This is a genomic window from Sphingomonas sp. BL-S-25 (assembly GCF_055521555.1).
This window is the reverse complement of sequence record NZ_CM145486.1, coordinates 2,838,522-2,856,243: the sequence shown is the minus strand read 5'-3', so window position 1 is coordinate 2,856,243 and position 17,722 is coordinate 2,838,522. Positions and strand designations below refer to the sequence as shown.

The 17,722-nt window shown below is 66.9% G+C and carries 16 protein-coding genes; 10 read left to right on the top strand and 6 right to left on the bottom strand.

Features of this window, described 5'->3' with window-relative positions; translation table 11 throughout:
• Window positions 1-78 precede the first annotated feature (78 nt).
• The 3 genes from purB to ACZ1H8_RS13690 all read left to right on the top strand — a co-directional run bounded on the left by purB (window position 79) and on the right by ACZ1H8_RS13690 (window position 4,606).
• The gene (gene purB, locus ACZ1H8_RS13700; RefSeq protein ID WP_465177728.1) at window positions 79-1,389 is read left to right on the top strand and encodes an adenylosuccinate lyase; all 1,311 of its coding nucleotides are present in this window, start codon (window positions 79-81) and stop codon (window positions 1,387-1,389) included.
• A gap of 81 nt (window positions 1,390-1,470) precedes the next feature.
• Window positions 1,471-2,052 carry a biliverdin-producing heme oxygenase gene (locus tag ACZ1H8_RS13695; protein ID WP_465177727.1) on the top strand — a complete coding sequence of 194 codons (582 nt, stop codon included), beginning with the start codon at window positions 1,471-1,473 and terminating at the stop codon, window positions 2,050-2,052.
• A 4-nt stretch (window positions 2,053-2,056) separates the two neighbouring features.
• A complete protein-coding gene (locus ACZ1H8_RS13690; RefSeq protein WP_465177726.1) occupies window positions 2,057-4,606 on the top strand; it encodes an HWE histidine kinase domain-containing protein in 2,550 nt (849 codons plus the stop codon).
• 12 nt (window positions 4,607-4,618) lie between these two features.
• On the opposite strand, the gene ACZ1H8_RS13685 is transcribed toward ACZ1H8_RS13690, so the two are convergent.
• Window positions 4,619-5,392, bottom strand: coding sequence for an MmyB family transcriptional regulator (locus tag ACZ1H8_RS13685; protein ID WP_465177725.1), 774 nt, complete (start codon window positions 5,390-5,392; stop codon window positions 4,619-4,621).
• Between the two features lie 118 nt (window positions 5,393-5,510).
• Here ACZ1H8_RS13685 and ACZ1H8_RS13680 point away from each other — a divergent pair, with 118 nt between their 5' ends.
• Window positions 5,511-5,894 (top strand): hypothetical protein, encoded by a 384-nt coding sequence (locus tag ACZ1H8_RS13680; protein ID WP_465177724.1) that lies wholly within the window; start codon window positions 5,511-5,513, stop codon window positions 5,892-5,894.
• Between the two features lie 73 nt (window positions 5,895-5,967).
• Here ACZ1H8_RS13680 and ACZ1H8_RS13675 read toward each other — a convergent pair whose 3' ends face one another.
• The 3 genes from ACZ1H8_RS13675 to dnaK form a co-directional block, all read right to left on the bottom strand.
• Window positions 5,968-6,339, bottom strand: coding sequence for a glycine zipper 2TM domain-containing protein (locus ACZ1H8_RS13675; protein ID WP_465177723.1), 372 nt, complete (start codon window positions 6,337-6,339; stop codon window positions 5,968-5,970).
• Window positions 6,340-6,516: 177 nt separating this feature from the next.
• Entirely contained in the window at window positions 6,517-7,647 is a 1,131-nt protein-coding gene (dnaJ, locus tag ACZ1H8_RS13670) for a molecular chaperone DnaJ (protein WP_465177722.1), read from the bottom strand.
• A gap of 119 nt (window positions 7,648-7,766) precedes the next feature.
• Window positions 7,767-9,674 carry a molecular chaperone DnaK gene (gene dnaK / locus ACZ1H8_RS13665; protein ID WP_465177721.1) on the bottom strand — a complete coding sequence of 636 codons (1,908 nt, stop codon included), beginning with the start codon at window positions 9,672-9,674 and terminating at the stop codon, window positions 7,767-7,769.
• Window positions 9,675-9,834: 160 nt separating this feature from the next.
• On the opposite strand from dnaK, the gene ACZ1H8_RS13660 reads away from it, so the two are divergent.
• Together ACZ1H8_RS13660 and ACZ1H8_RS13655 are read left to right on the top strand one after the other, a co-directional pair.
• Window positions 9,835-10,317, top strand: a complete 483-nt coding sequence (locus ACZ1H8_RS13660; protein ID WP_465177720.1) for a copper chaperone PCu(A)C — start codon at window positions 9,835-9,837, stop codon at window positions 10,315-10,317.
• Between the two features lie 88 nt (window positions 10,318-10,405).
• Complete coding sequence (locus tag ACZ1H8_RS13655; RefSeq protein ID WP_465177719.1) at window positions 10,406-10,849, top strand: PH domain-containing protein; 444 nt, start codon at window positions 10,406-10,408, stop codon at window positions 10,847-10,849.
• Between the two features lie 21 nt (window positions 10,850-10,870).
• On the opposite strand, the gene ACZ1H8_RS13650 is transcribed toward ACZ1H8_RS13655, so the two are convergent.
• The gene (locus ACZ1H8_RS13650) at window positions 10,871-11,563 is read right to left on the bottom strand and encodes a YcxB family protein (protein WP_465177718.1); all 693 of its coding nucleotides are present in this window, start codon (window positions 11,561-11,563) and stop codon (window positions 10,871-10,873) included.
• A gap of 56 nt (window positions 11,564-11,619) precedes the next feature.
• A complete protein-coding gene (locus ACZ1H8_RS13645) occupies window positions 11,620-13,158 on the bottom strand; it encodes a hypothetical protein (protein ID WP_465177717.1) in 1,539 nt (512 codons plus the stop codon).
• A gap of 223 nt (window positions 13,159-13,381) precedes the next feature.
• Here ACZ1H8_RS13645 and uvrA point away from each other — a divergent pair, with 223 nt between their 5' ends.
• The 4 genes from uvrA to ACZ1H8_RS13625 all read left to right on the top strand — a co-directional run bounded on the left by uvrA (window position 13,382) and on the right by ACZ1H8_RS13625 (window position 17,650).
• Window positions 13,382-16,363 (top strand): excinuclease ABC subunit UvrA, encoded by a 2,982-nt coding sequence (gene uvrA / locus ACZ1H8_RS13640; RefSeq protein ID WP_465177716.1) that lies wholly within the window; start codon window positions 13,382-13,384, stop codon window positions 16,361-16,363.
• A 72-nt stretch (window positions 16,364-16,435) separates the two neighbouring features.
• Complete coding sequence (locus tag ACZ1H8_RS13635; protein ID WP_465177715.1) at window positions 16,436-16,702, top strand: hypothetical protein; 267 nt, start codon at window positions 16,436-16,438, stop codon at window positions 16,700-16,702.
• A gap of 78 nt (window positions 16,703-16,780) precedes the next feature.
• Window positions 16,781-17,155 (top strand): hypothetical protein, encoded by a 375-nt coding sequence (locus ACZ1H8_RS13630; protein WP_465177714.1) that lies wholly within the window; start codon window positions 16,781-16,783, stop codon window positions 17,153-17,155.
• Between the two features lie 78 nt (window positions 17,156-17,233).
• Window positions 17,234-17,650: a hypothetical protein gene (locus ACZ1H8_RS13625; RefSeq protein WP_465177713.1), complete on the top strand. Its 417-nt coding sequence runs from the start codon at window positions 17,234-17,236 to the stop codon at window positions 17,648-17,650.
• Window positions 17,651-17,722 lie beyond the last annotated feature (72 nt).

Sequence of the window (17,722 nt, the reverse complement as noted above, 5' to 3'; positions counted from 1 at the left end):
CGTCCTTGTTAGGGGGCGGCCGAACCGCGCACCGGTACGGGAGCGCGACGAACCGCCAACTTACCGAAAGGCCCGCCAATGGTTCCCCGCTATTCGCGTCCGGAAATGACCGCGATCTGGTCCCCCGAGACCCGCTTCAGCATCTGGTTCGAGATCGAGGCGCATGCGACCGACGCGCTCGCCGAACTGGGCGTCGTGCCTGAAAGCGCCGCAAAGGCGCTGTGGACCTGGTGGAACACCAAGCCGGCGATCGACGTCGCCGCGATCGACGCGATCGAGGCAGTGACCAAGCATGACGTGATCGCGTTTCTGACCTGGGTGGCGGAGAATGTCGGCGACGAGGCGCGGTTCATGCACCAGGGCATGACCAGCTCCGACGTGCTCGACACCTGCCTGGCGGTCCAGCTGGCGCGCGCCAGTGACATCCTGCTCGCCGATCTCGACGCACTGCTCGAGGTGCTGAAGCGCCGGGCGCTGGAGCATAAGCTGACCCCGACGATCGGCCGCAGCCACGGCATCCATGCGGAGCCGGTGACCTTCGGCCTGAAGCTTGCCGAGGCCTATGCCGAGTTCAAGCGCAACCGCGAGCGGCTGGTCGCCGCGCGTGCCGACATCGCGACCTGTGCGATCTCCGGTGCGGTCGGCACCTTCGCCAATATCGATCCGCGGGTGGAAGCGCATGTCGCGCAGAAGCTGGGCCTGTCGGTCGAGCCGGTATCGACCCAGGTGATCCCGCGCGATCGCCACGCGATGTTCTTCGCCACGCTCGGTGTGATCGCCAGCTCGATCGAGCGGCTGGCGGTCGAGGTTCGCCACCTGCAGCGCACCGAGGTGCTGGAAGCCGAGGAATATTTCTCGCCCGGCCAGAAGGGCTCGTCGGCGATGCCGCACAAGCGCAACCCGGTGCTGACCGAGAATCTGACCGGCCTGGCCCGCATGGTGCGCAGCGCGACCATCCCCGCAATGGAGAATGTCGCCCTGTGGCACGAGCGCGACATCAGCCACTCGTCAGTCGAGCGCTATATCGGTCCCGACGCGACGATCACGCTCGACTTCGCGCTGGCGCGGCTGACCGGAGTGATCGACAAGCTGCTCGTCTATCCCGAGCGGATGCAAAAGAATCTCGACCGGATGGGCGGGCTGGTCCACTCGCAGCGCGTGCTGCTGGCGCTGACCCAGGCGGGTGTGAGCCGCGAGGACAGCTATCGCCTGGTCCAGCGCAACGCGATGAAGGTGTGGGAATCGGACGGGCAATTGTCGCTGCTCGAACTGCTCAAGGCAGACGAGGAAGTGACCGCGGCGCTCTCCCCCGAGGAGATCGAGGCGCGGTTCGACCTCGACTATCATTTCAAGCATGTCGACACGATCTTCGACCGCGTCTTTGCATGATGCGACGGGGCGCCCATTGCACACCAGCGAAGGGGTGCCCCATCCCGCCGTCACGGAACGGTTTCGGCCCAACGATCATTTATGCGGCGTGATTTCCGTGATCTATCGTCCCCCCGCATGACATCCGCTCACTGCGCGCTGCGCGACGCAACCTCATCCGCGCACGAGCGCGTCGATGCCACATTCGGGCAATATGACCTTGCCGACCGGACGGGCTATGCCGCGTTTCTGCGTGCGCATGCGGAAGCGTTTCTGCCGATCGAGGCTGCGCTGGATGCCGGCGGCGCCGAGCGGCTGATCGAGGACTGGCCGGCGCGCCGACGCAGTGGCGCGATCCGCCAGGATCTCGACGCGCTTGGCGAAGCCGTTCCGACATCGACGGGCGAGGAGCAGCCGGCGCCGCTCAGCGACGCACAACTGGCCGGCGCGCTCTATGTTTTGGAGGGGTCGCGACTGGGTGGAAAGTTCCTCGCGCGGCGCGTCCCCGAAGCGTTCCCGCGCGCTTATCTTGATGCAGATCAAGTAGCTGGAAACTGGCGCAAATTGCTGGATCGGCTGGATTCAATCCTGTACGACGCGGCAACTATGAAGTCCGCGATTGGCGCAGCCCTGGAGGCCTTTGCCGCGTTTGAGCGCTCGGGCGAGCGCTGGTTGGAGGGATAAGGGTTTGGCGCAAGGCGAATTCGATGTCGATCTGACCAATTGCGACCGCGAACCGATTCACGAACTTGGCGCCGTTCAGTCGTTCGGCTTCCTGATCGCCCTATCGACCGACTGGCTGGTTCGTCGCGCTTCGGCAAATCTCGAACAGTTTCTGGGCATCTCGGCGGACGATGCGCTTGGCACGCATGCGACCGCTTATCTGGGCGACCAGGTCACCCACGCCATCCGCAATCGCCTGACGATGCTTCGCGGCCCCGACGCCATTGAACGGCTGTTCGGACTGCATCTGCCCGACGGCCGGCGATTCGACTTCGCGGTTCATATGATCGGCGACGCGATCGTCGTGGAGGGGGAACCGAGCCAGGAGGAAGGCGCGTCCGACGCGGCGAGCGCGATCCGCGCGATGATGGGTCGGCTGGACGAGACGAGCGACGGGACTGCCTTCTATCGCGAGGGTGCACGCCAGGTGCGCGCGCTTACCGGGTTCGACCGGGTGATGGTCTATCGCTTCGACCAGGACGGTTCGGGCGTGGTGGTCGCCGAGGCTGCGCGTGCCGGCATCGGCAGTTTCCTCGACTTGCGCTATCCGGCCAGCGACATCCCCCAACAGGCCCGCAAGCTCTATCTGCGGACACCGTTTCGGATCATCGCCGATGTCGAGGCCGCGCCCGTGCCGATCCTGCCGCGGCTGGACGAGACGGGCGCGCCGATCGACCTGTCGCTGTCGGTGCTGCGGTCGGTGTCACCGATCCATATCGAATACCTGCGCAACATGGGTGTCGGCGCGTCGATGTCGATCTCGATCATCGTCGAGGGGCGGCTGTGGGGCCTGTTCGCCTGCCATCATTATTCGGGCGCCCGTTGTCCCGGCTTCGAGCGGCGCAGCATTGCCGAACTCTTCGGCCAGATGTTCGGGCTGAAGCTGGAAAGCCGCGAGCGCAAGGAAATGGCGGGCTATGAACAGCGCGCCCGCGCCAATTCCGACCGACTGCTCGCCGCGGTCGCCAAGGACTCAAGCCTGCTCGACAATCCCGAATGGCTGGGATCGTCGCTGCGCGAAACAGTGCCGTGCGACGGCATCGGTATCTGGATCGACGGACGGCTGGCACGGTCGGGGATGACCCCGCCGCCCGACGCCTTCCCGCTGCTCGTGCGCCGACTGAACGCGATGGCGGCGGGACGGATCTACGCCACCGACCATATTGCGGGCACCATCCCGCAGGCCGCGGAATATGACGATGTCGCCGCCGGCCTGCTGGCGATCCCGATCTCTCGGTCGCCGCGCGACTATGTGCTCCTGTTCCGTCAGGAACGGATTCGCACCGTCAAATGGGCGGGCGATCCGCACAAGCCTGCGATCCTTGGCCCCAACGGTCCGCGGCTCACGCCACGCAACAGCTTCGAAACCTGGAGCCAGGAAGTACGCGGCCGCTCGGAGCCGTTCCTGGAGGCCGAGGTCCGCGTCGCCGAGATGCTGCGCGCCTCGCTGATCGAGGTGGTGCTGCGCCTGTCCGACGACGCCCAGGAAGAGCGCAGGCGCTTTTCCGAGCGGCAGGAGCTGCTGATCGCGGAACTGAACCACCGCGTGCGCAACATCCTGAGCCTGATTCGCGGCCTCGTGCGCCAGTCGCGCAATCCGGACGGCGATGCCGGCGAGATCATCAACCTGCTGGAAGGCCGGATCGAGAGTCTGGCGCGTGCACACGACCAGATCACGCAGGACAATTGGTCCCCGGCACCGCTGGCACGTCTAATTGAGACCGAAGCCGCCGCCTACCTCTCCGGCAAGGCCGGGCGGCTGCGTGCCGATGGCGAGCCGGTGCTGTTGCACCCGCACGCCTTTTCCACGGTCGCGCTTGTGCTGCACGAGCTGATGACCAACTCGGCCAAATATGGCGCGCTCAGCGACAGCGGGTCGATTTCGGTCGAATGGCGACTGGACGAGGATGGCAGCCTGCTGATCGACTGGCGCGAACGGGGCGGACCCGCGGTCCAGCCGCCCAAGCGGCAAGGCTTCGGCACGACGATCATCCAGCGCTCGATCCCCTATGACCTGGGCGGTCTTGCGGAGGTTCGCTATCCGCTGACCGGTGTCCAGGCGCATTTCTGCATCCCCTCGCGCCACATCGCCTTCGACGAAACGCCGCGGTCGCTTGCACCTGCGGCCGCCCCGGCCGCGGCTGGCCAACCGGAAGCGGCTGTGCTTTCGGGCGTCGCGCTGCTGGTCGAGGACAGCCTGATCATCGCGATGGATGCCGAGGATATCCTGGCGCAGATCGGCGCGACTCGCGTCGTGACCGCCGCCAGCATCGCTACCGCACTGGACGAGATCGCCCGCGACACGTTCCAGGTCGCGCTGCTGGACGTCAATCTGGGCGAAGAGACCAGCCTGCCGATCGCCGACGCGCTGCGTAACGCGGGTATCCCCTATATCTTCGCGACCGGCTATGGCGAGCAGCTGAAGCTGCCCGACGACCACGCCGAGGCGGGGGTGATCCAGAAGCCCTATACGCGCGCCAGCATCGCATCGGCACTGAAGCGGCTACTGGGCTGAACGGAGAGAGCGTCAGGCCGCCATCCGAAGCCGTTCGGCGGTGCGGTCATCAGCCGGGTAGAAAGCCTCGATCGCCAGTTCATCGAGCGTCACGTCAAGCGGCGTTCCGAAGACGGTGGTGGTACTGATGAAATCGAGATCGCCCGCAGGCGTCGCCAGGCGCAGCGGCACGACGACGCCGGCCAGCGCATCGGTCGTGCCGGCGCCCTCGCGCGTCGGATAGGCCGAGAGTTCTGCGAGTAGCATCTCGAGCGATGGATCAGCAGTCGCGGCAATTTGTCGCCGAAGCCGTTCGAGCAAGTGGCCGCGCCATTCGCCGAGATTGCGGATCGCCGGTGCCAGCCCCTCGGGATGGAGGCTCAGGCGCAGGACATTGACCGGCGGCTGAAGCAGATGGAGCGCCGCCGCACCGATCAACCTGGATAGCGCGGCGTTGGCGGCAATCAGCGTCCAGTGGCGATCGATCGCAAGCGCCGGATAGGGCTCATGCCCCTTCAGCACCAGGTCGATGGCGCGCCGGGCGCCGGCCAATTGCGGATCGTCGAGCGACCGCTCGGCATGGAGCGGGGCATAGCCCGCGGCCAGCAGCAAGGCGTTGCGCCCCCTGAGCGGAACATCAAGCGTCGCTGCAAGGCGCAGCACCATCTCACGGCTCGGCTGGCTGCGTCCGGTTTCGATGAAGCTGAGATGCCGGGTGGACATCTCGGCCTCCAGCGCAAGTGCCATCTGGCTCATCCGCCGATGCCGTCGCCAATGCCTGATCTGGTCGCCTAGCATGGTTTTCATCGCCGTCTCCTCCAGCCGAGGTCTAGCCGCTTGCCGGGGCGCCGCCCATTACCCCCCGGGTAATCGACGCGGCGCGGTCGTTGGCGATGATCAGGCATCGTCACTGAGGAGATGCGACATGACCCAGACCCAGTTTACTCATCGGATCCTCGTTCTCGACGCGATCACCTGCTTTGCCATGGGCGGCTTGTTGCTTGCCGCCGCCACGCCACTAGCCGGGGTGCTCGACATTCCTCGCGCCATCCTGTTCGACGCGGGACTGATCCTCATTCCTTTCGCGGCGTTCGTCCTGTGGGCAGCCCACCGGCTCGGCGAGTCCACCGTTCCGACACGGGCGGTGGCCTGGATCAATCTGGCATGGGTCGCGGCAAGCGCCGCGCTGTGCGCCGTCATCGCCCCCAATGCGCTCGGCACGACCTTCGTTCTGGCGCAGGCCAGTGCGGTCGCGGCCCTTGCCCTCCTGCAACTGAAGGGCATCGCTCGAACCCGACTTGTCGTCTGACGGGCCTGAAACGAGAAAGGGCCCGGTCGCTGGAGACGACCGGGCCCTTCCCGTTCAGGCCAGGGAGCCTGACTTAGCGGCAGCGGCGACCACCGCTGCTGCCGCGTTCGATCTCGCGGCCGGCAAGGGCGCCAAGGACGCCGCCGAGAACGGTGCCGACGGTACGGTCACCGCGGGTATCGATCGTGCGACCGACCAGGGCACCGCCGACCGCGCCGACCAGAAGACCGGTCGTTCCGTCCGAACGGCGGCAATATTGGCGGCCGTCACGGCCGCGCCACGACGGACCGTTATAATAGCCGCGGCGGTCATAATGACGATCATAGCGGCCATCGCGATAGTCGCGCTCGTAGCGACCGTAATTCTGCGCTGAGGCCGGGGTCGCGATCGAGACCGAGGGAACTGCGACTGCGAGGGCCGTGAGGCCGAGAAGGATCTTTCGCATGGGTTTTTCTCCTCTGAATTTTTCGGCGTCTTCGCCGTGTGTGAGGAGGAATTAGGCGATTCGGATTGAGCGGAGTCTGAACTCAATCGACAGCGTTCGTTCAGTGAAACGAACGCTGCGGGTCGGGACATGGAAAAAGGGGCGCTTCCACTGGAAACGCCCCTAAAAAAAAGGAAATCAGCCCAATGCCTGCTTGAGCTTGGCAAAGAAGCCGGTCGCTTCGGGACATTCGTCACCCGTCTCGGTCGCGCGGAACTCCTCGAGCAATTCGCGCTGGCGGGCGGTCAGCCGGGTCGGCATCTCGACCTCGATATGAACGACCAGGTCGCCGCGGCCGCGGCCCTGGAGGACCGGCATGCCCGCGCCACGCTGACGAACCTCGCGGCCGCTCTGCGTGCCGGGCGCGATGCGGATCGTGTGGCGCGTGCCCGATGGATCGGGAATCTCGATCTCGCCGCCCAGCGCAGCGGTGGTGAAGCTGATCGGCGCGCGCGCATGAAGCGTCGTGCCTTCGCGCTCGAACAGCGCATGCTTGGCGACGTGGAGGAAAATGTACAGGTCGCCCGGAGGCGCGCCGCGCTGGCCTGCCTCACCCTCGCCGCTCAGGCGGATGCGGGTGCCGTCGTCGACGCCGGGGGGCACGTTGATGCTGAGCGTCTTGGTCTTGTCGATCCGACCGTCGCCGCGGCAGCGCGCGCACGGATCCTGGATCACCTCGCCCTGGCCGTGACAGGCCGGGCAGGTCCGCTCGACCATGAAGAAGCCCTGCTGGGCACGCACCTTGCCATGGCCGTTGCACTGGGTGCACGACTTGGCCTGGGTGCCCGGCGTCGCGCCGGACCCGTCGCAGCCGTCGCAGGGCGCGGAGACGTCGATCGTGATCTCGGTCTGCTTGCCGTGGAACGCGTCCTCGAGGCTGATCTCCATGTCGTAGCGCAGATCCGCGCCGCGCCGCTGCTGGCGCTGGCCGCCGCGGCCACCCATGAATTCGCCGAAGACGCTTTCGAAAATGTCGCTGAAACCGCCGAAATCCTGGCCGCCGCCATGGAATCCGCCGGCTCCGCCCCCGCCCATGCCCTTGGTATAGGCCGCGTGCCCGAACCGGTCATAGGCCGCACGCTTCTGGGGATCCTTCAGACAGTCATAGGCCTCGTTGATAGCCTTGAACTTGGCCTCGTGATCCCTGCACCCGGCATTCTTGTCCGGGTGATATTTGATCGCGAGCTTGCGATAGGCGGACTTCAGCGTCGCCTCGTCCGCAGTACGCTCGACTTCGAGCAATTCGTAGAAATCGACTTCGGTGGTCATACCCGCCCCGCAACACTTCCGCCGTCACCCCGGCCGAAGCCGGGGCCCGGGAGGAGGACCGATACGCCGTCCTCCCCCGGGTTCCGGCAACAGCCGGAGTGACGCGGAAAATCCATGGCTTACGCCTTGTGGTCGTCCACCTCGGAGAACTCGGCGTCGACAACGTCTTCGCCGCCGGCCGCCGAGGAAGCACCCTCTGCCGAAGGCGAAGCCTCGGCCTGCTGCTGCTTCTCATAGATCGCCTGGCCCAGCTTCATCGCCACCTGGGCGAGGTTCTGCGCCTTGGCCTGCATGTCGTCGGCGTCACCGCCCTCGATCGCAGTCTTGGTCTCGGCGATTGCCGCCTCGATCTCCGCCTTCAGCGCGGCGTCGACCTTGTCGCCATTCTCCTGGAGCTGACGCTCGGTGGTGTGGACGAGGCTGTCCGCGTTGTTGCGGGCCTCGGCCGTGGCGCGACGCTTCTTGTCCTCCTCGGCGAACTGCTCGGCGTCGCGGACCATCGATTCGATGTCCGAGTCGCTGAGGCCTCCCGAGGCCTGGATGCGGATCTGCTGTTCCTTGCCGGTGCCCTTGTCGCGCGCCGACACGTTGACGATGCCGTTGGCGTCGATGTCGAACGTGACCTCGATCTGCGGCACGCCGCGCGGCGCCGGCGGGATGCCGACCAGGTCGAACTGGCCCAGCATCTTGTTGTCCGCCGCCATTTCGCGCTCGCCCTGGAAGACGCGGATCGTCACCGCCTGCTGATTGTCATCGGCAGTCGAATAGGTCTGCGACTTCTTGGTCGGGATCGTCGTGTTGCGGTCGATCATGCGGGTGAACACGCCGCCCAGCGTCTCGATGCCCAGCGACAGCGGGGTCACGTCGAGCAACAGCACGTCCTTGACGTCGCCCTGGAGCACGCCGGCCTGGACCGCCGCACCGATCGCGACGACCTCATCGGGGTTCACGCCGGTGTGCGGCTCCTTGCCGAAGAAGTCCTTCACGACCTGACGGACGCGCGGCATGCGGGTCATGCCGCCGACCAGCACGACTTCGTCGATCTGGGCGGACTTCACGCCGGCATCGGCCAGCGCCTTGCGGCACGGTTCGAGCGTGCGCTGGACCAGATCCTCGACCAGACGCTCCAGTTCGGCGCGGGTCAGCGTCTTCACCAGATGCTTCGGCCCATTGGCGTCGGCAGTGATGAAGGGCAGGTTCACCTCGGTGCTCTGCGCCGACGACAGCTCGATCTTCGCCTTTTCGGCAGCTTCCTTGAGGCGCTGCAGAGCCAGCTTGTCCTTGGTGAGGTCGATACCCTCTGCCTTCTTGAACTCGTCGGCCAGGAACTGGACGATCTTCGAGTCGAAGTCCTCGCCACCCAGGAAGGTGTCGCCGTTGGTCGCCTTCACTTCGAACACGCCGTCGCCGATCTCGAGGACCGAGATGTCGAACGTGCCGCCGCCGAGGTCGTAGACGGCAATGGTCTTGCCGTCATTCTTCTCGAGGCCATAGGCGAGCGCGGCCGCGGTCGGCTCGTTGATGATGCGAAGCACCTCGAGCCCAGCGATCTTGCCGGCGTCCTTGGTCGCCTGGCGCTGCGCGTCGTTGAAATATGCGGGAACGGTGATCACCGCCTGGGTGACCGTCTCGCCAAGATAGCTCTCGGCGGTTTCCTTCATCTTCTGCAGGATGAAGGCCGAGATCTGGCTGGGCGAATAATCCTCGCCGCCCGCCGTGACCCAGGCATCGCCATTGGAGCCGCGCGCGATGGTGTAGGGCACCAATTCGGTGTCCTTCTTGGTCACAGGATCGTCGAAGCGACGGCCGATCAGGCGCTTCACCGCGAAGATGGTGTTGTCGGGGTTCGTCACCGCCTGGCGCTTGGCCGGCTGGCCGATCAGACGCTCGCCATCCTTGGCGAACGCGACGATCGACGGCGTGGTGCGTGCACCCTCCGCATTCTCGATGACCTTGGGCTTGCCGCCCTCCATCACCGCAACGCACGAGTTGGTCGTGCCGAGATCAATACCGATTACTTTAGCCATGGTCCCTCGTTGGCCCCTCACTACGAATTGCAATTCAAACCCGGCCCGCGTCCCAGAAGAGGCGGCGCAGGCGCTAACCGGAGGTCGATATAGGTGGGCTTACGCTTGCCGCAAGGCGGACGCACATCTAGGGCGTTTCACGGATTGGGAGAGCGTGGAAATGCGTGCTTTTGCGGGCCTTGTCGCCCTGACGATGCTGGCAGCCTGCCAGCAGCAACCGGTCGAGACCAAGGCTGACGGCGCCTGGGTGCGGCTGCCCGCGGTCTCCGGCAACCCCGGCGCCGCCTATTTCACGATTCGCGGCGGCAGCGAGCCGACGACGCTGGTGGCGGTGAAGGCGCCCTTCGCGGTGCGCGCCGAACTGCACGAGACCATGAAGGCGGGCGGCGATGCGGCATCGCACGACGGTCATGCCGGCATGAAGGGCGGCGCCATGTCGATGCAGCCGGTCAAGGACGTGCCGGTGCCGGCGCGCGGCACGGTCGAGTTCGCGCCGGGCGGCAAGCATGTCATGCTGTACGACATCGGCCCGGCGGTGAAGGCGGGCGAGCGCGCGCCGATCACGCTGAGCTTCGCCGACGGCAAGACGATCGAGGTCAAGGCGATCGTGGTGGCCGCAGGCGACCCGGCACCGCGCGACTGAGCGACCGCGCGCGCCGCCACGGCCCGCAATGGTTGATGCGGCCGGCACACACGCTATCCTGATGTCGGTGCAGCGAGGGAGTCAGCGCATGCCGAACGTGATCGACCGGTTTCGCTCTTCAACCTGGGGATGGCTGCGCGGCAGCCTTGCCGGATGGGGCACGCTGCTGCTGTGCCTGGTGCTCGTCGGCTTCGTCATCATCCTGGTGAAATGGATCGCGAACCTGTCGACGACCTATGAGCTGACCGACGACCGGCTGATCCTGCACAAGGGCATCTTCACCAAGTCGATCGACGAGATCGAGCTCTACCGCGTGAAGGATGTCCGCATCGACTTTTCGCTGATCAACCAATGGGCGGATATCGGCACGCTCACCATCGCCTCGTCCGACGAGACCACGCGTGACGGCGACCTGGTGATTCGCGACGTCGATCAGGCGCGGGCGCGGCGCGAGACGCTGCGCGACCTGGTCAACACGGCGCGACGCAGCCGCGGCGTGCGCGAGATCGACATGGTGCGCGAGGATTTCTGAACCGGAGCCGCCGCGCGGGGTCTAGCGGAAGGCGCGCGCCAGCACCCGCTGTTCGTCGGTCCGGTAGCGCCAGCCCTGCGGCACCTCGGCCGCCGTCAGCCGGGCGATGAGCGCCTCGCCCCTGCCCTCACCGAGCGCGGCGGCAGGGATCGGCAGCGGCTCATATTGGTCGAGGTAGAGGATCAGCCCGGCATCGGTCGCGATCCAGCCATGCAGGTCGCGCCAGGCATAGCTGCCGAAGCCCTCGCTGCCCGATACGATCAGCGTGGTATCGGTCCACTGAACGCGACGTCGCCCCGGGCGCTTCCACTGGGCATAGGCGCGAGGCAGATGTCGCCAGCTCAGGCGGTAATGGACGATTCCCCCCAGCGCGATGATCGCCGCCAGCAGGATGAAGGCGGGTATCGCCAGCATGAACGCGCCGGCGCCCCATTGCAGGCCGGTCATCAGCGATCCGGTCTGGGCCCGGCGCACGAGGATGACCGACAGGGTGACGAAGGCGATGAGGCCGGCATAGATCCGCCACCGCTCCAGCGCGCTGGCGAGCAGCCATTGCAGGATCGGCGGCTCCTCAGGCCGTCCGTCCGCCACCGCAACCTCAAGCGCGCGGCGATACTCAGCCACGGTGACGTCGAACGCATCGCTTTCGCAGCGGTCGTTCGACGCACTTGGCATTGCGGTTCGGCCCGAAGCGACCGGCTGTTCGTCGTTCATCCCCGCGTCCCCGGCGTCATCGCATGGCGCGACTTGGCCGGGGTTGTGCATGTCTGTCACCGATCATCGGACCGGCGGGTATTGCCCTCGACCCGCGCCGGGCGCGGCTGTGGTGCAGCGCGCGGCGGCGGGGGCGGTGCCGCCCGTGGCGGGGGCGGCGGCGGAGGTGCAGCCCGCGGCGGCGGCGGAGGGGGCGGCGCCTGATAGCGCGGCGGCGCGGGCTGCGCCGACGGGGCAGGGCGTGCCGGCGGCTGGTAGCCGGGCCGCGGTGCAGGGCTCATCCCGCCGCGAGGCCGACTGAAGTCCGGGCGCGGCGCGCGTTCGGGACCGCCCTCGCTGCCGCGCGGATCGAAGCGCGGTCGCGTCGGGCGCGGCATTCCGGGCTGTGGCGCCGGACGCGGCGACGCGGCGGGCGGCGGCCCGGACGGCGTGTCCGATGGCATTGGCGGCTGCACCCCCGGCTGGCCCGGCGGCAGTCCGGGTCGCGGCGTCGGGCGCGGGCCACCCCAGCCCGGGCGATCCGGCCGGACCGGACGATCAGGACGCACCCAGCCCCCGGGACGGCCAGGCTGCCCCGGACCGGCATTGGGCCGGTCAGGACGGTCGGGACCATCAGGCTCGCCGGGCCGAACGGGACGGCCTGGACGCCCCGGCCGGTCGGGACGCACCCAGCCGGGCGGACGCACGCCGGTATCGGCAGGCGGAAGTGCGGGCACCGTTCCGGGCTGCTGGCCGTCGGGTACGCGCGGCGGAAGCGGCGGGCGCCCGGGGCGGCCCGGCCGGCCCGGTGGGCGCGTCGGCCTGCCCGGAAGCGTGGTGCCGGGCGGTGGCGGGACGAAACGGCCCGGGGGCGGACCGCGCCAACCGCCATGGCCCCAGCGCCCGAAGCGCTCCCACATTTCGGCGCGACGGATCCGCTCCTGCCGCCAGCGATCGCGATGCGCGATGGCGCGCGCATTGCGGCGGAAATTGCGCCATTGCGGGATCTGTTCGCGACCATAGACCCAGTCGTCGTTCCAGGCCCACAGGCTGGGGCTGAACAGGATCCAGTTGTTCACCTGGACGTCCTGCCACTGGTCGCGCCGCGCCATGTCACGCTTCAATCGGCGCCCGCGCTCATAGCCGCGCACGGCGTCGACCAGATAGGGCGTGGCGACATCGCGCGGCATTGCCTCGCCATCCGCACCATACACGACGGCGACCTGCCCCTCGATGAAGCCGAAGCTCATCTCCGGATCGCGGACCAGGAACGGCGCATCGGATCCGCTCTCGAAATAATAGCTGTGAAGGCCGTCGTCCCGCTGTTCGACCAGCAATAGCGAGCCGTCCTCGAGCGTCCACGCCCAGGGCGCTCCGTCCGAGACATTGAAGGTCGCGTCGGGCGGCGACTCGCCGATCGCGTCGCTCATCGCCTCGGCGCGGTCGATCCATTCATAGGTGTCGAAATTGGCAAGATCCGCCCATGACGGCGCCGCCTGCAGCGCGGGCATGCCGTAATCATAGCCATAGTCGATCGGCGTACATGCCGACAACGCCACCGCCGCCGTCATGACGCCGAATGCGAAGATCAGCCTCTTGCCTCTGCCTTGCACCATCGCCCTCGCCTCTCTCCTGCCCGCTTCACTCTAGCTAGAGCCCACGCCGATGAACTGTGACTGAAGATCGATCAGTCGAAGTCTTCACCCCGTCGCCGCCGAACCGAATTCGCGGACTCGCCCGAACGCCGCATCCCCGGGAAATCACGCAACTGGCGAACGGGGTCCACCGTTCCTATCTCCAGTCTGGCATTCCCTTCAGAACAAAGATAGAACTACCGGCATGGCACTCACCACCATTTCCGTCCGCGGCGCGCGCGAGCATAATCTCAAGGGAGTCGATATCGACATCCCGCGCGACACGCTGACGGTGATCACCGGCCTGTCGGGTTCCGGCAAGTCGTCGCTCGCGTTCGACACCATCTATGCCGAAGGCCAGCGCCGCTATGTCGAGTCGCTGTCGGCCTATGCCCGCCAGTTTCTCGAGCTGATGCAGAAGCCCGATGTCGACCATATCGAGGGCCTGTCGCCAGCGATCTCGATCGAGCAGAAGACGACGTCGCGCAATCCGCGCTCGACGGTCGCGACGGTGACCGAGATCTACGACTATATGCGCCTGCTCTGGGCGCGGGTCGGCGTTCCCTATTCCCCGGCGACCGGCCTGCCGATCTCGGCGCAGACGGTCAGCCAGATGGTCGACCGGGTCCTCGCCCTGCCCGAGGGAACGCGGCTGCTGCTGCTCGCACCGGTCGTGCGCGGCCGCAAGGGCGAGTATCGCAAGGAACTGGCCGAATGGCAGAAGGCAGGCTTCCAGCGTGTCCGCATCGACGGCGAGATGTACCTGATCGAGGAAGCGCCGGCGCTCGACAAGAAGTACAAGCACGACATCGAGGTGGTGGTCGATCGACTGGTGGTCGGCGGCGACATCGCGACCCGGCTCGCCGAAAGCTTCGAGACGGCGCTGAAGCTGGCCGAAGGACTGGCCTATGTCGATCTGGTCGACGGCACGGTCGCCGAGACGACCGGATCCAGCGTGCGCGAGGCGCGGCAGGAATTCCAGGTCGAGGGCGCGACCAGCCTGGGGTCGATGAAGGGCGCGGGCATCCCCGACAACCGCATCGTCTTTTCCGAGAAGTTCGCCTGCCCGGTCAGCGGCTTCACGATCGTCGAGATCGAGCCGCGGCTCTTCTCGTTCAATGCGCCGCAGGGCGCCTGCCCGGCCTGTGACGGACTGGGCGAGAAGCTGATCTTCGACGAGGATCTGGTCGTCCCGAACCATGAGCTGACGATCAAGAAGGGCGCGATCGTACCCTGGGCCAAGTCGAACCCGCCCAGCCCCTATTACATGCAGGTGCTCGGCAGCCTGGCGCGCGAGTTCGGCTTCAACCTCGAGACACCGTGGAAGGACCTGCCGGGCGAGGTGAAGCTGATCATCCTGCACGGCACCGGCGGCAAGCCGGTCACGCTGACCTTCATCGACGGCAAGAAGAGCTACGACGTCCGCAAGCCGTTCGAGGGCGTCATCGGCAATCTTAACCGCCGCATGCTTCAGACCGAAAGCGCCTGGATGCGCGAGGAGCTGAGCAAATATCAGGCGGCGCATCCGTGCGAGACCTGCCATGGCGCGCGACTGAAGCCCGAGGCGCTGGCGGTGAAGGTCGCCGGCGAGGACATCAGCCATGCGACCCGCCTGTCGGTGGTCGATGCGCTTGAGTGGTTCAAGGCGCTGCCGGCGCATCTGACCGATCAGCAGCGCGAGATCGCGCGCGCGATCCTGAAGGAGATCGACGAGCGGCTCGGCTTCCTCAACAATGTCGGGCTCGACTATCTCAATCTCAACCGGACCAGCGGTACGCTGTCGGGCGGAGAGAGCCAGCGCATCCGGCTGGCCAGCCAGATCGGGTCCGGCCTGTCGGGTGTCCTGTACGTGCTCGACGAGCCGTCGATCGGCCTGCACCAGCGCGACAATGACATGCTGCTCGCCACGCTGCGGCGGCTGCGCGACCTGGGCAATACCGTGCTGGTCGTCGAGCATGACGAGGATGCGATCCGCACCGCCGACTATGTCATCGACATGGGGCCGGGCGCGGGCGTCCATGGCGGCCAGGTCGTGGCGCAGGGGACGCTGGACGAGGTGCTTGCGACCGAGGGCAGCGTCACCGCCGATTATCTCAACGGCACCCGCGAGGTGCCCGTTCCGGCCAAGCGCCGCAAGGGTACCGGCAAGAAGCTGACGGTCCACAATGCGACGGCCAACAACCTGACCGGCGTGACCGCCAGCATCCCGCTGGGCACCTTCACCTGCATCACCGGAGTGTCGGGATCGGGCAAGTCGAGCTTCACGATCGACACCCTCTATGCCGCCGCGGCGCGGACGCTGAACGGCGCCCGGGTGCTGGCGGGCAAGCATGACAAGATCACCGGGCTCGAGCATCTCGACAAGGTCATCGACATCGACCAGTCGCCGATCGGCCGCACGCCGCGATCAAACCCGGCGACCTATACCGGCGCCTTCACCGCGATCCGCGATTGGTTCGCCGGCCTGCCCGAGGCGCAGGCGCGCGGCTACAAGCCCGGCCGGTTCAGCTTCAACGTCAAGGGTGGCCGGTGCGAGGCATGCCAGGGCGACGGCGTGCTGAAGATCGAGATGCACTTCCTGCCCGACGTCTACGTCACGTGCGACGTGTGCCACGGCGCGCGCTACAATCGCGAGACGCTGGAGGTGAAGTTCAAGGGCAAGAGCATCGCCGACGTGCTGGACACGACGGTCGAGGACGCGGTCGAGTTCTTCAAGGCGGTGCCGCCGATCCGCGACAAGATGGCGATGCTCGCCGAAGTCGGCCTGGGCTATGTCAAGGTCGGGCAGCAGGCGACCACCCTGTCGGGCGGCGAGGCGCAGCGCGTCAAGCTGGCCAAGGAACTGGCGCGGCGCGCCACGGGTAACACGCTGTACATCCTCGACGAGCCGACCACTGGCCTGCATTTCGAGGATGTGCGTAAATTGCTCGAAGTGCTGCATGCGCTGGTCGAGCAGGGCAATACGGTGGTGGTGATCGAGCATAATCTCGACGTCATCAAGACGGCCGACTGGGTGCTCGACCTTGGGCCCGAAGGCGGTGTGAAGGGCGGCGAGATCGTCGCCCAGGGCACGCCGGAGACGGTGGCGAAGGAGCCGCGCAGCTATACCGGCAAATATCTTCTCCCCTTGCTGGAGAAGCGGACGAGCGCAGCACCGATGGGAGGGGAAGCCGTCGCGGCCGAATGATCGTGCCCGAGTCACCCGGAGCTGGCGGGGGGACGGGAAATCGTCCACGCTGGCTCCGGGGGGAGTTTTGCCATGGGTCATGCGTTCTGGGTCGTGTTAACGGTCGTCGCGCTGCTGTTTCCCTTCGCCATGATGCCGTTGCTCTGGCGGCGGATGAAGCGGGTGCGCAGCGAAGCCTATCGGCGCACCAGCCGCGACACGCGGCCCGAGGCCCCCTGGCAGGAAGCGATCGAGACTCGCGACGGCGTCGACCTGACGCGCACCAGCAGCCCCAATGACGCGCTGATCCATCTCGGCGAGCGCGGTCGCCACGCCCGCTGGCCGCTCGACAACGCCTGACACCGAAGCATTGGCCGCCGGAACAGCTGCGGGTGCCGCCCGTTTCCAAGGACACGTTCAATAATCATGGAGTGTCCCATGGCCACCCGCCAGAATTCGACCAAAGCTCGCGCATCGTCCAACTCGAAAGGCGCCACCGCCACGCCGGCCCGCCGCCATCGCGCCACCCAATTGATCGGCATCGCCTCGGTCGCCGCCGCCGCCGTCGCGATCGGTGCAGGCATCTTCGAGGTGGCGCGTCGCATGCTGGCACCGGGCAACGCCGAACATGACGCGCCCGACCTGGCACTCGACCAGCCGCATCCCGGTCCGCAGGATCGCGCGCCCGAAGCGTTCCGCCCCGATCCGACCGCGCCGGTGCCGGCGAACGAACGCGAGGGCCTGCGTCCCGCAACCGGCCCCGCCCCCAGCCTGGTCCGTGACGACGCGGCCGATCTCGACACCATTCACTGAGGCGAAAGGGCCGGAACGCAACTATCCGGCCGCTCGCGCATTCCTCCCCCATCCCTAGACAAGGCTCAGGAGAGCGAGATGCGTATCTTAACCCTTGGCGTGATTGCGGCCGCAGCGCTCGGCACCACGGCATGCACCGGCTATGATGATGGCCGTCCCGGTTATGCCGGCCGCGGCTATTCCAGCTATGACTGGAACCGCCCGGACCCCAATTATGGCGGCTATTATGCCGACCGTTATTATCGCGAGGATAATCGCCGGTACCGTGAGCGCCGGTTGAGCCGCAACGACCGCGTCTATCGCGGCCAGGACGGTCGCTACTATTGCCGCCGTTCGGACGGCACCACCGGCCTGATCGTCGGCGGCGTCGCTGGCGGCCTGCTGGGCGCGGCGATCGCCCCGGGCGGCTCGGAAACGCTGGGCGTGCTGCTTGGCGCGGCTGGCGGCGCGGCGCTGGGTTCGTCGGTCGACCGCGGCGAGGCACGCTGCCGCTAAGGATAGCGTGAACCAGACCAACGGATGATGGTTTTCGGGGCGTCGGTGATCGTAGATCGTCGGCGCCCCATT

Excerpts from the sequence above, each read along its gene's own strand:
- purB (WP_465177728.1), top strand. The coding sequence starts at position 79 with ATGGTTCCCCGCTATTCGCGTCCGGAAATGACCGCGATCTGGTCCCCC.
- ACZ1H8_RS13695 (WP_465177727.1), top strand. The coding sequence starts at position 1,471 with ATGCGGCGTGATTTCCGTGATCTATCGTCCCCCCGCATGACATCCGCT.
- ACZ1H8_RS13685 (WP_465177725.1), bottom strand. The coding sequence starts at position 5,392 with ATGAAAACCATGCTAGGCGACCAGATCAGGCATTGGCGACGGCATCGG.
- ACZ1H8_RS13680 (WP_465177724.1), top strand. The coding sequence starts at position 5,511 with ATGACCCAGACCCAGTTTACTCATCGGATCCTCGTTCTCGACGCGATC.
- ACZ1H8_RS13675 (WP_465177723.1), bottom strand. The coding sequence starts at position 6,339 with ATGCGAAAGATCCTTCTCGGCCTCACGGCCCTCGCAGTCGCAGTTCCC.
- dnaJ (WP_465177722.1), bottom strand. The coding sequence starts at position 7,647 with ATGACCACCGAAGTCGATTTCTACGAATTGCTCGAAGTCGAGCGTACT.
- dnaK (WP_465177721.1), bottom strand. The coding sequence starts at position 9,674 with ATGGCTAAAGTAATCGGTATTGATCTCGGCACGACCAACTCGTGCGTT.
- ACZ1H8_RS13660 (WP_465177720.1), top strand. The coding sequence starts at position 9,835 with ATGCGTGCTTTTGCGGGCCTTGTCGCCCTGACGATGCTGGCAGCCTGC.
- ACZ1H8_RS13655 (WP_465177719.1), top strand. The coding sequence starts at position 10,406 with ATGCCGAACGTGATCGACCGGTTTCGCTCTTCAACCTGGGGATGGCTG.
- ACZ1H8_RS13650 (WP_465177718.1), bottom strand. The coding sequence starts at position 11,563 with ATGAACGACGAACAGCCGGTCGCTTCGGGCCGAACCGCAATGCCAAGT.
- ACZ1H8_RS13645 (WP_465177717.1), bottom strand. The coding sequence starts at position 13,158 with ATGGTGCAAGGCAGAGGCAAGAGGCTGATCTTCGCATTCGGCGTCATG.
- uvrA (WP_465177716.1), top strand. The coding sequence starts at position 13,382 with ATGGCACTCACCACCATTTCCGTCCGCGGCGCGCGCGAGCATAATCTC.
- ACZ1H8_RS13635 (WP_465177715.1), top strand. The coding sequence starts at position 16,436 with ATGGGTCATGCGTTCTGGGTCGTGTTAACGGTCGTCGCGCTGCTGTTT.
- ACZ1H8_RS13630 (WP_465177714.1), top strand. The coding sequence starts at position 16,781 with ATGGCCACCCGCCAGAATTCGACCAAAGCTCGCGCATCGTCCAACTCG.
- ACZ1H8_RS13625 (WP_465177713.1), top strand. The coding sequence starts at position 17,234 with ATGCGTATCTTAACCCTTGGCGTGATTGCGGCCGCAGCGCTCGGCACC.